The following is a 13889-nucleotide window of genomic DNA, read 5'->3' on the forward strand; positions in this document are numbered from 1 at the left end:
GTCCGACAACGCGCACATCCTGACGCTCTCGCCGCCGATCACGCTGGACCCCAAGTGGTTCAAGACCTCCACGGCCTACACGATCGCCAAGTTCGGCATGAGCTTGGTGACCCTTGGACTGAGTGAGGAGCTGCGTGAGTTCGGCATCGCCGCCAATTCACTGTGGCCCCGCACGGCGATCGACACCGCGGCGGTGCGCAATGTCGTGGGTGCCGGCCTCGTGACGCATTCGCGCACGCCGCAGATCATGGCCGACGCGGCCTACGAGATCGTCACGAAGCCGAGCCGGGAGTACACCGGCCAGTTCCTCATCGACGACGACGTCCTCGAGGACGCTGGCGTCACGGACTTCTCGATCTATCTCAACGGAGGCCGCGAAGAAGATCTGGCCCTCGACTTCTGGGTCGAGGGCAAAGGTCCGCACGACCCGTCACTGAGCCTGCACTGATCGACGTCGCGGCGTCCGTGCGTAGTCCTTTCGGGCCATTTTGATCCGAATCGCGTCGTGCTCCCGCAGATGAGCCCGGTGATTTCGTACCGTCGTCGAAGGAGGAGATGACCAGCGATGAGCGTGTACCTGTTTGACATGGAGGGCGGAGCGATCGCGTTTCGACGCACGTGGAGCGACCCATACGTGTTCGATCTCGACGGTCACTGGATCGGACACTGCGCCTGGGACGACAATGACGTCTTCGATCTGAGTGGCCGCTACCTCGGGTCCGTGGTGAGCGATCGTCTCGTACGGCGCAACGACTGGGATGGCCGACCGTCCCGGACCACGGCGGACGATCCCGGCCCGGTGACCCGCAGCGGCACGCCGGGGACGCCGCTGTCGTTTCCGAACTGCTTCGCCTACGAGGACGTGTCGATCAACCACGCGGTGTGAGACAGGATCGGGCGCTCGGCCTACGCGTGCGCTGTGGCAGCGAAATTGCGTGCGGCCGCCTCGATGATCGCCTCAGGGGTGGCGGGCAGCGTGCCCTCGATCCAGGAGGCCACTAGCTGCGCGACGCCGCCGACGAACATCGTCGCGGCAAACACCCCTTCCGGCTCGCCCCAGGCCTGTGGCCCGTAGAGCTTGCGCGCCTCACGCGCCGACATCCGCGCGAATCGACGCAGCAGCTGCGAGCGGTGCGCGCGGGTCGATTCCAGCGCTGCCGCCTCGACGATGGCCGCGCGGCCCTTGCGCGGGTCCTCGGTCAGGATCTGCACGAACGTGGCGATCGACGCGCGGGCTCGGTCGCTTGGATCCCCGCCGGACTCGGCCAGAGCGGCGATGGTGCGCAGCTCGATCTCCTCGGCGATCTCCTCGAGCACGGCAAGAAGAGCCTCGTCCAGGTGGGTGAAGGACTCATAGAAGTAGCGCTCAGTGAGGCCAGCGTGCTGACACACGCCGGTCATGGTGACCTTGGGGCGACTGGCATCTCCCCAGATGTCCAAGGTGGCGTCAAGCAGTTGCCGACGCCGCTGGGCGGTGCGCTCGGCTGCGCTCACACCTCGGTACGTGCGTTCGATGACCATGTGCTGATATTGACAGGACGGCCTGCCAGACGCAAGACTCTCCGCTGACGGCGTGTCGATTCGCCGCGGGAGAGGCCGCTTCATGGAACAGATGCGCCGGAAACGGTCGTGGCCGGTCATCGGCAGCACCGTGGATTACGTGCGCGATCCGCAGCGTCTGTTCACCCGGCAGTGGAACCAGTTCGGTCCCGTCTCGCAGATCAGCTTTCTGGGCAAGCCCTGGGCGATACTGCTGGGGCCCGATGCATGCGAGGCCGTGCTGACCAACCGGGACAAGGCGTTCGCCAGCGGCGCCGGTTGGGTGGAGGCTGCCGGCCCGTTCTTCGGGCGCGGCCTGATGTTCCTCGACTTCGCCGAGCACCACCTGCACCGGCGCATCATGCAGCAGGCGTTCACCCGCGACCGGCTGGAGGGGTACACCGCCAGAATGCAGTCCACGATCGCGGCGGGGATCGATGGATGGAAGGAGTCACCCGACTTTCGAGCGTATCCCGCCTTGAAGCAGCTCACGCTCGACGTCGCCGCCGAGATCTTCATGGGTGGTGCCGAGCACACATCACCGGAGGACATGGAGCGCATCAATCGGGCCTTCGTCGACTGCCTGCAGGCGGCCACCGGCATCATGCGCCGCGACGTGCCCTTCACCCGGTGGCGTCGAGGCACCCGCGGCCGCGAGGTGCTCGACGATTTCTTGCGGGAGTATCTACCCGCACGGCGCGCGCACGAGGGCGACGACCTGTTCTCGATCCTGTGCCACATCGAGACCGACGCCGGCGAACGCTTCAGCGACGACGACGTCATTGACCACATGGTCTTCTTGATGATGGCGGCACACGACACGTCGACCATCACGCTGTCCACGATGATGCAGTACCTCGGTCAGCATCCGGCGTGGCAGCAGCGCCTCCGAGAGGAGGCGACACATCTCGGGGATGCGCCCACGCTCGCCGAGCTCGATGCCCTCACCTCCTTCGACCTGGTGATGAAAGAGTGCCTGCGCCTCGTGGCGCCCGTGCCAGTTCTCGCCCGCAAGACCGTCAAGGCCACCGCGGTGCTTGGCGTGCACATCCCGGCCGACCACTTCGCGCTGGTGGCACCGCACTTCAGCCATCACATGTCGGAGTACTGGACGAATCCAGCGCAATTCGACCCAGAACGGTTCGCCGAGCCGCGCTTGGAGCACAAGTCGCACCGCCACGCGTGGGATCCGTTCGGTGGGGGAGTGCACAAGTGCCTCGGCATGTTCTTCGCCGGTGGCGAGGTGGCCAGCGTGCTGCACCACATCCTGCGTCGCTTCGAGTGGACCGTGGATCCGGACTACCAGGTGCCCATGAACTATCATTCGTTGCCGTTCCCGCACGACGGTCAGCCGGTGCACCTGCGCCGGATCTGACGGTGACCGCAGCCCGAATCGGACCGTCAGAGGTGCGATCTATGTGGATTCATGGACACCTGCACCGTCGTCGCGTCTGGTCTGCTGACCGATCTGGCGCGGGAGCGGGCGCGTGCGGAGGCGCGGGAGACCGAGGCGATGCTGCGGTTCCGTGATGCGGAGATGCCTCGCACCACACCGCAACGCACGGCTGACCTGCTGGCCGCGTGGTGCACCACCAACCAGGCCGGCGAGGCGGCCGTGCACGCCCAGATCGCGGTCAAGCTTCCCGCCGCCGTGTTCACCGCAGCCACCGACGGATTCGCCGAAGCCGCCGACGGCAGCTGGTCAGCGCCCGCCGCCTGGGTGCTGAACCCCCAGCTGATCTCCAACCCAGTCTGGCACCGGCTGACCGTCGACCCGATCACTGACGACGTCCTGGCCCACCAGTACGTCGGTCGCCTCGCCCCAGACATTCTCAGGCAAGCTGCTGACCCGTCCCTAGCCGCTAGCTGTCGGACGTCTCGTAGTCCGCGCGCATGCGGGCCACGGACTCGACGATGATCTTCTCCAGCACGTCGAGGTCGATGTCGACCAGCTTGTTGATGTACAGGCAGCTCTTGCCGATCTCGTGCTTGCCCAGTCGCGCCAGGTCATCGGCGATGTCGTCGTACCCCGGCAGGATGTAGACCACGAGGCTGGCCTTTCGCGGCGAGAAGCCGGTCATCAGGAAGTCACCTTCACGGCCGGACTCGTAGCGGTAGTGATACCGGCCGAAGCCGATCATGGTGGGGCCCCACATCCGGGGCGGGCAGCCGGTCACTCGTGCCATCAGCTCCAGCAGCACCTCTGCGTCGGCGCGCCTCGTGGGGTGTTCCACCGCCGCTACGAAGTCGTGCGGATCCACTGCAGTGATCTGAGTCTTGTTGTCGTGGTCCGCCATTGACCGAGGCTAGCGCCTTCAGGGTCACAGCAAACGGCCCCGCAACCGGTGCGGTGGCGGGGCCGATGCTGCGACAGAGATTTCCGTCAGACGTACTTCTCGCCGTTCTTGGCCTTCTCCAGCAGCGACTGCGGCGGGGTGAACCTCTCGCCGTAGGTGTCGGCCAGCACCTGGGCCCGGTCGACGAACGCCTGCACGCCGATGCTGCCGTCAGCAGCCTCGTAGCCATTGATGTACTGCAGCACGCCGCCTTGGTTGGGCGGGAAGCCGATGCCGAAGATCGAGCCGATGTTCGCGTCGGGCACGGTGCGCAGCACGCCCTCGTCGAGACACTTGACCGATTCCAGGCTCATGATGAACGTGAGCCGCTCCTTCAGATCCTCGAAGTCGGGCTGAACGTCATTGACCGGGAACTTCTCGGCCAGACCGGACCACAGGCCCGCGCGCCTGCCTTCGGCGTACTCGTAGAAGCCCGCTCCCTTGAGGCGGCCCACGCGACCTTCGGCCACCATCTGGTCGATGACGCCTTCGCCCGCATTCCCGGCCCAGGTGCCGCCAGCCTCCTCGACCGCCGCCTTGGACTCGTTCCGGATCTTGGTCATCAGCTCGAGGTTGAGCTCGTCACTGAGCTGCAGCACAGGAGCCGGGAAGCCCGCCATGGTGGTGGCGCGCTCGATGCTGACCGGCGAGACACCCTCGGCCAGCATGCCGATGCCCTCGTTGACAAAGGTGCCGATCACGCGGCTGGTGAAGAACCCCCGGCTGTCGCCGACCACGATCGGCGTCTTCTTGATCGCCTTGGTGAAGTCGAAGACTCGAGCGATGGCCTCGTCGGAGGTCTCCTCGCCGGCGATGATCTCCACCAACGGCATCTTGTCGACGGGCGAGAAGAAGTGAATGCCAATGAAGTCCTTCGGACGCGAGACGCCCTCAGCCAGTCCGGTGATGGGCAGGGTCGAGGTGTTGGAGCCGAGCAGAGCGTCAGGCTTGACCACCTTCTCCACCTCCGCGAACACCTCGTGCTTGAGCTTGACCGACTCGAAGACGGCCTCGACGACGAAATCGCAGCCTTCGAGGTCGGCGTAGTCGTCGGTGGCCAGGATGCGACCCAGCACCTCCTCACGCTTCTCGGCGGTGATCCTGCCCCGCTCCAATGCCTTGTCGAGCAGCTTCTCGCTGTAGGCCTTGCCCTTCTCGGCAGCCTCGATCGTGACGTCCTTCAGCACGACCTGCATGCCAGCCTGGGCCGAGACGTACGCGATGCCCGCGCCCATCATGCCGGCGCCAAGCACGGCAACCTTCTCGGCCTTCGTCGGCGCGACGCCGTCAGGCCGAGACTTGCCGGCGTTGATCGCGCCGAGGTCGAAGAAGAACGCCTGCGTCATGTTCTTGAACTGCTGACCCACCAACAGCTCCACGAGGTAGCGACTCTCGATGCGCGATGCGGTGTCAAAGTCGACCAGCGCTCCCTCGACCGAAGCACTCATGATGTTGCGCGGCGCCCGGTAGTCGGCTCCCTTGACCTGCTTGCGCAGATTGGCCGGAAATGACGGCAAGATGCCCGCGAGCGACGGCGTGGTCGGCGTGCCACCGGGCATCCGGTAGCCCTTGCGGTCCCAGGGCTGCTGGGCTGCTTCCTCGTCGCCAGCGTTCGCCTCGACCCACGCGATCGCGGTCGACATCAGTTCGTCGGCAGCGACGACCTCGTCCACCAGGCCGAGCTCCTTGGCCTTGGCCGGCTTCATGCGCGGGCCCTGCAAGAGCACCTTCATCAGCGCGTCGGCAATGCCGAACATGCGCGTGGTGCGGGTGACGCCACCACCGCCGGGCAACAAACCAAGCGTGGCCTCCGGGAGGCCGATCTCGTAGCGGCCCTCGGCCGCCACGCGGTGGTGGCACGCCAGCGTGATCTCGTAGCCGCCACCGAGCGCTGCGCCGTTGATCGCAGCGACCACGGGCTTGCCGGACGTCTCCAGCTTGCGCAGGGTGGCCTTGATCGACTCGACGTTGTCGAACAACGCCTGGGCGTCGTCCTTGGTCGCCTGCGTCATCAGCTTGAGGTCGCCGCCGGCGAAGAACGTGCTCTTCGCCGAGGACACCACAGCGCCCTTGATGGCGTCGCCTTGGCTCTCGATGTCATCGCAGAAGGCGTTGACGGCCTTTTCCATGCTGGCGCGATACGCCTCATTCATCGTGTTGGCGCTCTGACTGGGATCGTCAAGGACGATGTGCGCAATGCCATCCTTGACCTCGTAACGAACGGCTTCTGTCATGAGGGTGACTGTTCTCCTGAGTCGGGGTGGTGAGAGGTCAGATGCGCTCGACGACAGTGGCAATGCCCATGCCGCCGCCGACGCACAAGGTGGCCAGGCCGTACCGCTTGTCGCGGCGCTCCAGCTCATCGATCAAGGTGCCGAGAATCATCGCTCCGGTCGCTCCGAGCGGGTGACCCATCGCGATGGAACCACCATTGACGTTGGTCCGGTCGTGCGGGAAGTCGCCCAGATCCTTCATCAGGCGCATCGCGACGGCCGCGAATGCCTCGTTGATCTCGATCAGGTCGATGTCATCGATCGTCAGCCCCGCCTTGGCCAGCGCTTTCTTGCTGGCCGGGCCGGGGCCCGTCAGCATGATGGTCGGCTCCGAGCCGGTCACCGCGGTGGACAGGATGCGGGCGCGAGGCGTGAGGCCGGCCTTCTTGCCAGCCTCTTCGCTTCCCAGCAGCACCAATGCAGCGCCGTCGACGATGCCCGAGCTGTTGCCTGCGTGGTGCACGTGGTTGATCTTCTCGACCTGGGTGTACTTCTCCAGCGCCACCGCGTTGAAGCCGCCCATCTCGCCCACCTGAGCGAACGAGGGAGCAAGCGCCGACAGGCTCTCCACCGTGGTTCCCTCGCGCACGAACTCGTCGTGGTCGAGGATCGTCAGGCCGTTGATGTCCTTGACGGGAATGACCGACTTGTCGAAGTAGCCGTTGGCGATCGCCTTGGCGGCGCGAGCCTGCGACTCGGCGGCAAAGGTGTCGACGTCGGTGCGGCTGTATCCCTCGAGCGTGGCGATCAGGTCAGCGCCAATGCCCTGCGGCACGAAATCGGTGTCGAAGGAGGTGCGCGGGTCCATGGCCCAGGCTCCGCCGTCGCTGCCCATGGGCACGCGGCTCATGGATTCGACGCCACCGGCGAGGATGAAGTCCTCCCAACCTGAGCGCACGCGCTGAGCGGCCTGATTGACAGCCTCCAGACCGGAGGCGCAGAACCGGTTCAGCTGGACACCAGCGACGCTCTCAGGCAGACCGGCTGCCATGGCCGCTGTCTTGGCGATGTCGCCACCCTGGTCGCCGACGGGGGAGACGCAGCCGAGGACGAGGTCGTCAATCAGGGCCGGGTCGAGCGAGGGGTTGCGCTTCTGTATTTCCTCGATCAGACCGGTCGCGAGGGCGACGGGCTTGACCTCGTGCAGCGATCCGGTCTTCTTGCCGCGGCCACGCGGCGTACGGATGGCGTCGTAGACGAATGCTTCAGCCATGAAAGATTTCCTCACAGATGGACATGCTCAGATGGACGTGGGACGTCGTGGATGACGTACCCTCGATTGTGACACCATCACTGTCAAAGTGATAGGGGGAGGCGTGTGGTGAGCATCACGAATGAGACGTTGAGTGTGGAACAGCTAGCCACCCGGGTCGGCATGTCGGTGCGCACCGTCCGTTTCTACGCCGGGCGCGGACTGATCCCGCCGCCACGCCGCGAGGGTCGCAACGGCTACTACGGCCCTGACCATCTGGCGCGTCTGGAGCTGGTGCGCGAATTGCAGGCGCACGGGTTCACGCTGTCGGCGATCGAGGGCTACCTCGAAAACATCCCCGAGACCGCAACGCCTGAGCAGGTCGCGCTGCACCGCACCTTGCTGGCGCCATGGACCACGGACCTCCCCGAGACCGTCAAACGGTCTGAGCTCGAGGCGCGTACTGGCCGGTCGTTGTCTGATGACGATCTTGAGCTGTTGGTCGCGATCGGAGTCGTGGAACCCACTCCAGATGATGATGTCTTCCAGGTGGCACCCGCCCACCTGGCGGTGGGCGTGCAGTTTCTGGAGACGGCCATGCCGCTGGACGTCGCCCTTGCCGCGCGAAAGATCTTCGACGAGGCCGGCAAGAAGGTGGCCCACGACATGACCGAGATCTTTCGCACGCTGTGGTGGCCAGCGCTGCGCGAGTCCGGTCGCAGCGCGGAGGACATCACGGCCTTGGTCGAGCGATTCAAGCCCCTCACGATCCAGGCACTCGTGACCGCCTACGAGGCGGCCGTCGACGAGGCCAAGCGCGAGACGATCCGCCGGCGCTCCTAAAGGCCCATGGTGCGGCCGATGATCTCCTTCATGATCTCGGTCGTGCCGCCGTAGATCGTCTGGATACGGGTGTCGAGATAGGCCTTCGAGATCGGGTACTCGCTCATGTAGCCGTATCCCCCGTGCAGCTGCAGGCAGGTGTCGGCGGTCTTCTTCTGCAGCTCGGTGGTCCACCACTTGCCCATCGCGGCTTCGGCGACCGTGAGGGTGCCGGCGTTGAGCTCGGTGATCGACCGGTCCACGAAGACCTGCGCGATCAGCTGTTCGGTCTCGAGCTCGGCCAGGGTGAAACGCGAGTTCTGGAAGGCGCCGATTGGCTTGCCGAACGCCTTGCGCTCGGTGACGTACTCCACCGTCATGTCGATCATCTGGCGGCAGGCGGCCGCGGCCACGACCGAGATCGTGAGGCGTTCCTGCGGCAGGTTGTCCATCAGGTAGATGAAGCCCTGGCCCTCTTCTCCCAGCAGGTTCGAGGTCGGCACGCGGACGTTGTCGAAGAACAGCTCAGCGGTGTCCTGGGCCTTGAGGCCAATCTTGTCGAGGTTGCGGCCCCGTTCGAATCCTTCGGCTCCGCGCTCGACGACGATCAGCGAGAAGCCCATCGCCCCGGCCTCGGGATCGGTCTTGCAGACCACGATGACGAAGTCGGCGTTGATGCCATTCGTGATGAAGGTCTTGGCGCCATTGATGACGTATTCATCACCGTCCTTGACCGCGGTGGTCGCGATGCCTTGCAGGTCCGATCCGGTTCCGGGCTCGGTCATGGCGATGGCGGTGATCATCTCGCCGGAGCAGAACGCCGGGAACCAGCGCTGCTTCTGCTCATCGGTGGAGTACTTGAGCAGGTAGCCAGACACCAGGTCGGTCTGGATGGCGAAGCCGACTCCGCTACCGCCGACGCGAGTGATTTCCTCCTGCAACACGGCGTTGAAACGGAAATCTGACATGCCACCCCCGCCGAACTCCTCGGGCATCATGAATCCGAGCAGGCCCAGCTCTCCGGCTTTGGTCCACACCTCGCGCGGGACGATCGACGCCTTCTCCCACTCCTCGTGGTGCGGGGCGATCTCCTTCTCGCAGAACGCGCGGACGGTGTCGCGGAACGCGTCGTGGTCGGCCTCGAAGATGGTGCGCTTCATGAGTGCTCTCTCAGTCGTTCTGAACGGCGACGCCGTCGGACAGGAGGGTGTCGACGTCGCCGACGCCCCAGGCGGTCAGGGCTTCACGGGTGTTGGCGCCGGGCTTGGCCGGCGGGGTGGTCAGAGTGGCCGGGGTGCCCGAGAACCGCGGAGCCGGTGCTGGCTGCACCAGACCGTCACGCTGCACGTACGTGCCGCGCGCGAGGTGGTGCGGGTGGTGCGCTGCTTCGGACAGCGGGATGACGGGCGCCACGCACGCGTCGGTGCCCTCGAAGATCTGTGTCCACTCCGCCTGCGTCCGCCTCGCGAAGACGTCCGCCAAAGCCGTGCGCAGCGCGGGCCACTGGGCGAAGTCGTTTCGGTCCGGCAGGTCGATGCCCAGCAGGTCCTGCATGGCAGCGTAGAACTGCGGCTCGAGCCCGCCCACCGACATCCACCGACCGTCCGACGTCGCGTAGACGTCGTAGAAGGGGGCGCCGGAGTCGAGCAGGTTGGTGCCGCGGTCGTTGCTCCAGCTGCCGGACTGCTGCAGCATCAAGGGCATGGCCAGCAGGTGGGCGACGCCATCGGTGATCGCTGCGTCGACGACCTGTCCCTCTCCCGTGGCACGAGCGTGCGTGAGTGCCGCGAGCACGCCGGCCACCAGGTAGAGCGAACCGCCGCCGAAGTCACCGAGCAGATTGAGCGGGATTTGCGGCGGGCCGCCGGCTCGACCGATGGTGTCCAGGGCGCCGGCGACCGAGATGTAGTTGATGTCGTGACCGGCCGATTGCGCCAGCGGACCGTCCTGGCCCCATCCCGTCATGCGGCCGTAGACCAGCCGGGGGTTGCGATCGAGGCACTCCTCGGGGCCGAGTCCGAGACGCTCCGTCACCCCGGGCCGGAACCCTTCGATGAGGATGTCGGCCCGCTCAACCAGGTCGAGCACCACGTCGACGCCGCGCGGATCCTTCAGGTCGATGGCCGTGCTGGGTCGACCTCGACTGAGGATGTCCTTGTCCGGGGAGGACATCTGGAGAGCGTTGCCGCCCGGGCGATCGACGCGGATGACATCGGCTCCAAGATCGGCCAACATCATGCCTGCAAAGGGCCCCGGGCCGATGCCGACCATCTCGACGACACGCACGCCCGCCAGCGGTCCACTCATCGGCTGATCGGTCACACCGCAGATCATGACAGTGTTACTGTCACGATCGCAAGTCATCAGATTGTCGACGGCTCATACCGACGGTACGGAATGTGACATCATCACTGTCATGTACTCCCAGCTCAGCCACACCCGCCGCGGCAGCGGTGAGCCCCTGGTCCTCATTCATGGAATCGGACACCGCCGCCAGGCGTGGGACCCGGTCTTCGACCTGCTGGCCGCGTCCTACGACGTGATCGCGGTTGATCTGGCCGGCTTCGGGGAGTCTTCGCCACCACCGGACGGCTTGTCGTACTCGATGGAGCACGCGTGCGAGAACCTGGCAGACAATTTCCTGCTCTGGGGCATCGAGAAGCCGCACATCGTGGGCAACTCGCTCGGTGGCGCGCTGGCGCTTGAGCTTGCCGCGCGAGGCCACGCTCGATCCGCCACCGCCCTCAGCCCCGCCGGATTTTTTCGCGGACCGGACCGGTTGGTCGCTCTGGGGCTCCTGCTGGCCCTGAAGGTCACGTCCCATCTACCGCCCGCGCTCATCGCCGGCGCCATGCGGTCCGCCGCATGTCGGCGCGCCATCGGTCGCTCTCTGTATGAGCACGGTGACCGGCTCACTGCCGAGCAGTTTCTCGGCGACACCGCGGCACTGCGCAACGGACCGGGCTTCTTTCCTGTTCTCCGCGCCGGCACGCGGTATTCCTTCGGGTCCACCGTTGCCGTCCCGACGACGGTCGCCTGGGGCACCCGCGACAAGATCCTGCTCTACGGTCAGTCCGGACTCGCCGCGCGGCGCCTGCCGCAGGCCCACCACGTGGCCCTACCGGGCTGCGGTCACGTGCCGATGATCGACGATCCCGGCCTGATCGTGCGCGTCGTCAAGCAGACGACGCAGCGCGCCGAGCTCGGCAGCCAGATCCCATCGGCCTACCCCGCGCTCCATCCGCCCATGAAGACCGACGGCGAAGCGTCGACGACGCCAACGGCACCGCGGCCGTGATGGACCCAGCGGGCTCACCAGAACACACCGGTATGCAACTGGTTGCATAATGATCGGCGCGCCACTACCGTCCTGTGTGTGGCACTCGAGCATGCGATTCTCGTCTCCCTGGCCGAACGCTCGGCCAGCGGTTACGACCTAGCCCGCCGCTTCGACGCCTCCATCGGGCACTTCTGGCGCGCCAGCCACCAGCAGATCTACAAAGTGCTCGGGCGCATGGACACCGAAGGGTGGGTCACGTCCGAGGTCATCGCGCAGGACGGCCGACCCGACAAGAAGGTGTACGTCATCACGCCGGCCGGGCTGGACGAGCTGCACTCGTGGACCGCGAAGGCCACCCCGATCGAGCACCTGCGCAGCGAGTTCGCCGTCAAGCTGCGCGCGCTGCCGTTCGGCGACGCGGCGGCGATCGTCGACGACGTGCGGGTGCGACGCCGTGCTCACGAGGCCCAGCTGGAGTACTACCGGCGCAGCGCCGAACGCTTCTACCCAGATTTGTCGGCGCTGACCGACGACGAGCTCGGCGGCTGGCTGGTGCTGCGCGGCGGCATCCTCAGCGAGCAGACCGCGATCGCGTGGTGCGACGAGATCCTTCAGCGGCTCGGGGACGAGCGGTGAGCCCGCACGCCCACGAGCAAAATGCCCAGACCGATCGCGATCGCGGTGCTGATCAGCAGCGCATGCACCCAGAAGAACGCCGTGGGGGCGCTGCTCCACTGCTGGTCGGCCCACGCCCGGTCGTCGTCGACGATCGCCATGGCGAACCGCGGCCAGATCACCATGTTGAACAGGCCGGCCAGCACCAGGAACCGGGCCGCAGCCTTCGAGATCACATCGACAACCTAACTGAGGAGTGGGCATGAAAGCCTTCCGCGCAGCCGTCGAGGCGGACGACCTCGACGCCGCCACCGCCCTGCTGGCCGACGACGTCGTGTTCCGCAGCCCCGTGGCGTTCAAGCCCTACCAGGGCAAGCCCATCGTGGCGGCAATCCTGCGCGGCGTGAGTCGGGTCTTCGCCGACCTGCAGTACGTGCGCGAGCTCGAGGACACCGACGGCCGCGGCTCCGCGCTGATCTTCGAGGCCTTCGTCGACGGAGTCAGCGTGCACGGCATGGACCTGCTCCGCTACGACGACGACAGCCTGATCAGCGAGTTCACCGTCATGGTCCGACCGCTTTCAGCCGCCAACGCCCTCGCGGCCGCCATGGCTGCCCAGTTCCCCCAGATTCAACAAGAGGCCACCCGATGACCGACACCTACCCCCACCTGCTGAGCCCCCTCGACCTGGGCCACACCACGCTGCGCAACCGCGTGATCATGGGCTCGATGCACACCGGAATGGAGGACCGCGTCAAGCACCTGCCCGAGCTGGCTGCCTATTTCGCCGAGCGTGCCAAGGGTGGCGTCGCCCTGTCCGTCACCGGCGGGTACGCCCCCAACTGGAACGGCTGGCTGCTGCCCTTCGGCTCGAAGATGACCTCGGGTCGCCTCGCCGACAAGCACCGCGTCGTCACCGATGCCGTCCACGAGCACGACGGGAAGATCGCCTTGCAGCTGCTGCACGCGGGTCGCTACGGCTACCACCCCTTCAAGCGAGGCGCGTCGACCAAGAAGTCGCCGATCACCCCGTTCGGCGCCCCCAAGGCCATGAGCACCAAGGAGGTCGACCGCACGGTCGACGACTTCGCGGCATCGGCCGTGCTCGCCCGTCGCGCCGGCTACGACGGCGTCGAGATCATGGGCTCCGAGGGCTACCTGATCAATCAGATGATCACGGCCCGCACCAACGACCGCACCGACACGTGGGGCGGCACAGCCGAGAATCGCATGCGATTCCCGATCGAGATCGTGCGCCGGGTGCGCGAACGCGTCGGCAACGACTTCATTGTCATGTACCGCATGAGCCTGCTCGATCTGGTCGACAACGCCCAGAGCTGGGAGGAGATCGTCGAGCTGGCCCAGAAGCTCGAGGCCGAAGGTGTCTCGATCATGAACACCGGTATCGGCTGGCATGAGGCCCGCATCCCCACCATCGTCACCTCGGTGCCGCGGGCCGCCTTCTCGTGGGTCACCGGCAAGCTGCGTCCCGAGCTGAACATCCCCGTGGTGGCGTCCAACCGCATCAACACCCCCGAGATCGCCGAGCAGATCATCGCCGACGGTGAGGCCGATCTCGTCTCGATGGCCCGACCTCTGCTGAGCGATCCATACTTCGTGCAGAAGGCAGCCGAGGGCCGCGCCGACGAGATCAACACCTGCATCGCCTGCAACCAGGCCTGCCTGGACCACACCTTCGTCAACAAGCGCGCCAGCTGCATGGTCAACCCGCGAGCCGGGCACGAGACCGAGCTGGTGCTGCTGCCCACCCAGGTGGTCAAGAGCGTCGCCGTCGTGGGCGCGGGCCCCGCCGGACTGGCGGCCGCCGCCGA

15 protein-coding genes and 1 pseudogene are annotated in these 13889 nt (G+C 66.2%); 9 read left to right on the top strand and 7 right to left on the bottom strand.

The genetic code is table 11. From position 1 onward, the window contains the following. Together WB508_RS03400 and WB508_RS03405 are read left to right on the top strand one after the other, a co-directional pair. Positions 1 to 448: pseudogene (locus WB508_RS03400) on the top strand (SDR family oxidoreductase); the annotation flags it as partial. Positions 449 to 565: 117 nt separating this feature from the next. After that, a complete protein-coding gene (locus tag WB508_RS03405) occupies positions 566 to 886 on the top strand; it encodes a 4-fold beta flower protein (RefSeq protein WP_423843473.1) in 321 nt (106 codons plus the stop codon). A 20-nt stretch (positions 887 to 906) separates the two neighbouring features. Here the strand turns inward: WB508_RS03405 and WB508_RS03410 are convergent, their stop codons facing one another. Continuing rightward, on the bottom strand, positions 907 to 1521 hold the full coding sequence (locus tag WB508_RS03410) for a TetR/AcrR family transcriptional regulator (protein ID WP_423843474.1): 615 nt from the start codon (positions 1519 to 1521) through the stop codon (positions 907 to 909). An 82-nt stretch (positions 1522 to 1603) separates the two neighbouring features. Between WB508_RS03410 and WB508_RS03415 the strand changes: the two genes are divergently transcribed. Together WB508_RS03415 and WB508_RS03420 are read left to right on the top strand one after the other, a co-directional pair. Continuing rightward, the gene (locus tag WB508_RS03415) at positions 1604 to 2914 is read left to right on the top strand and encodes a cytochrome P450 (protein ID WP_423843475.1); all 1311 of its coding nucleotides are present in this window, start codon (positions 1604 to 1606) and stop codon (positions 2912 to 2914) included. Between the two features lie 51 nt (positions 2915 to 2965). Then, positions 2966 to 3457, top strand: coding sequence for a hypothetical protein (locus WB508_RS03420; protein ID WP_423843476.1), 492 nt, complete (start codon positions 2966 to 2968; stop codon positions 3455 to 3457). Here the strand turns inward: WB508_RS03420 and WB508_RS03425 are convergent. From WB508_RS03425 to WB508_RS03435, 3 genes are all read right to left on the bottom strand, one after another. After that, positions 3402 to 3836, bottom strand: a complete 435-nt coding sequence (locus WB508_RS03425; RefSeq protein WP_423843477.1) for a DUF1801 domain-containing protein — start codon at positions 3834 to 3836, stop codon at positions 3402 to 3404. The two genes, WB508_RS03420 and WB508_RS03425, sit on opposite strands and share 56 nt — an antisense overlap. A gap of 86 nt (positions 3837 to 3922) precedes the next feature. Continuing rightward, entirely contained in the window at positions 3923 to 6109 is a 2187-nt protein-coding gene (locus tag WB508_RS03430; RefSeq protein WP_423843478.1) for a 3-hydroxyacyl-CoA dehydrogenase NAD-binding domain-containing protein, read from the bottom strand. A 37-nt stretch (positions 6110 to 6146) separates the two neighbouring features. Continuing rightward, the gene (locus WB508_RS03435; protein WP_423843479.1) at positions 6147 to 7361 is read right to left on the bottom strand and encodes an acetyl-CoA C-acetyltransferase; all 1215 of its coding nucleotides are present in this window, start codon (positions 7359 to 7361) and stop codon (positions 6147 to 6149) included. Positions 7362 to 7469: 108 nt separating this feature from the next. On the opposite strand from WB508_RS03435, the gene WB508_RS03440 reads away from it, so the two are divergent. Beyond that, the gene (locus WB508_RS03440) at positions 7470 to 8183 is read left to right on the top strand and encodes a MerR family transcriptional regulator (protein ID WP_423843480.1); all 714 of its coding nucleotides are present in this window, start codon (positions 7470 to 7472) and stop codon (positions 8181 to 8183) included. Here WB508_RS03440 and WB508_RS03445 read toward each other — a convergent pair. Then, positions 8180 to 9322, bottom strand: coding sequence for an acyl-CoA dehydrogenase family protein (locus WB508_RS03445; RefSeq protein ID WP_423843481.1), 1143 nt, complete (start codon positions 9320 to 9322; stop codon positions 8180 to 8182). The two genes, WB508_RS03440 and WB508_RS03445, sit on opposite strands and share 4 nt — an antisense overlap. Positions 9323 to 9332: 10 nt before the next feature. Then, on the bottom strand, positions 9333 to 10484 hold the full coding sequence (locus tag WB508_RS03450) for a CaiB/BaiF CoA transferase family protein (RefSeq protein WP_423843482.1): 1152 nt from the start codon (positions 10482 to 10484) through the stop codon (positions 9333 to 9335). A 94-nt stretch (positions 10485 to 10578) separates the two neighbouring features. Between WB508_RS03450 and WB508_RS03455 the strand changes: the two genes are divergently transcribed. Both WB508_RS03455 and WB508_RS03460 read left to right on the top strand, forming a co-directional pair. Beyond that, entirely contained in the window at positions 10579 to 11460 is an 882-nt protein-coding gene (locus tag WB508_RS03455; RefSeq protein WP_423843483.1) for an alpha/beta fold hydrolase, read from the top strand. Between the two features lie 78 nt (positions 11461 to 11538). Continuing rightward, a complete protein-coding gene (locus tag WB508_RS03460) occupies positions 11539 to 12078 on the top strand; it encodes a PadR family transcriptional regulator (RefSeq protein WP_423843484.1) in 540 nt (179 codons plus the stop codon). Here the strand turns inward: WB508_RS03460 and WB508_RS03465 are convergent. Continuing rightward, on the bottom strand, positions 12054 to 12293 hold the full coding sequence (locus tag WB508_RS03465; protein WP_423843485.1) for an SCO4848 family membrane protein: 240 nt from the start codon (positions 12291 to 12293) through the stop codon (positions 12054 to 12056). The genes WB508_RS03460 and WB508_RS03465 overlap by 25 nt on opposite strands. Positions 12294 to 12319: 26 nt before the next feature. On the opposite strand from WB508_RS03465, the gene WB508_RS03470 reads away from it, so the two are divergent. Together WB508_RS03470 and WB508_RS03475 are read left to right on the top strand one after the other, a co-directional pair. Continuing rightward, a complete protein-coding gene (locus WB508_RS03470) occupies positions 12320 to 12709 on the top strand; it encodes a nuclear transport factor 2 family protein (RefSeq protein ID WP_423843486.1) in 390 nt (129 codons plus the stop codon). Continuing rightward, positions 12706 to 13889, top strand: a 1184-nt coding sequence (locus WB508_RS03475) for a 2,4-dienoyl-CoA reductase FMN-binding domain-containing protein (protein ID WP_423843487.1), incomplete at its 3' end; no start/stop codon positions are given. The genes WB508_RS03470 and WB508_RS03475, both read left to right, overlap by 4 nt.

The organism is Aeromicrobium sp., assembly GCF_049586495.1.
In the GTDB taxonomy this organism is placed as follows: Bacteria; Actinomycetota; Actinomycetes; order Propionibacteriales; family Nocardioidaceae; genus Aeromicrobium.

Bases quoted from the DNA above. Each gene is read 5' to 3' on its own strand.
- WB508_RS03405 (WP_423843473.1), top strand. From the start codon at position 566: ATGAGCGTGTACCTGTTTGACATGGAGGGCGGAGCGATCGCGTTTCGA.
- WB508_RS03410 (WP_423843474.1), bottom strand. From the start codon at position 1,521: ATGGTCATCGAACGCACGTACCGAGGTGTGAGCGCAGCCGAGCGCACC.
- WB508_RS03415 (WP_423843475.1), top strand. From the start codon at position 1,604: ATGGAACAGATGCGCCGGAAACGGTCGTGGCCGGTCATCGGCAGCACC.
- WB508_RS03420 (WP_423843476.1), top strand. From the start codon at position 2,966: ATGGACACCTGCACCGTCGTCGCGTCTGGTCTGCTGACCGATCTGGCG.
- WB508_RS03425 (WP_423843477.1), bottom strand. From the start codon at position 3,836: ATGGCGGACCACGACAACAAGACTCAGATCACTGCAGTGGATCCGCAC.
- WB508_RS03430 (WP_423843478.1), bottom strand. From the start codon at position 6,109: ATGACAGAAGCCGTTCGTTACGAGGTCAAGGATGGCATTGCGCACATC.
- WB508_RS03435 (WP_423843479.1), bottom strand. From the start codon at position 7,361: ATGGCTGAAGCATTCGTCTACGACGCCATCCGTACGCCGCGTGGCCGC.
- WB508_RS03445 (WP_423843481.1), bottom strand. From the start codon at position 9,322: ATGAAGCGCACCATCTTCGAGGCCGACCACGACGCGTTCCGCGACACC.
- WB508_RS03455 (WP_423843483.1), top strand. From the start codon at position 10,579: ATGTACTCCCAGCTCAGCCACACCCGCCGCGGCAGCGGTGAGCCCCTG.
- WB508_RS03470 (WP_423843486.1), top strand. From the start codon at position 12,320: ATGAAAGCCTTCCGCGCAGCCGTCGAGGCGGACGACCTCGACGCCGCC.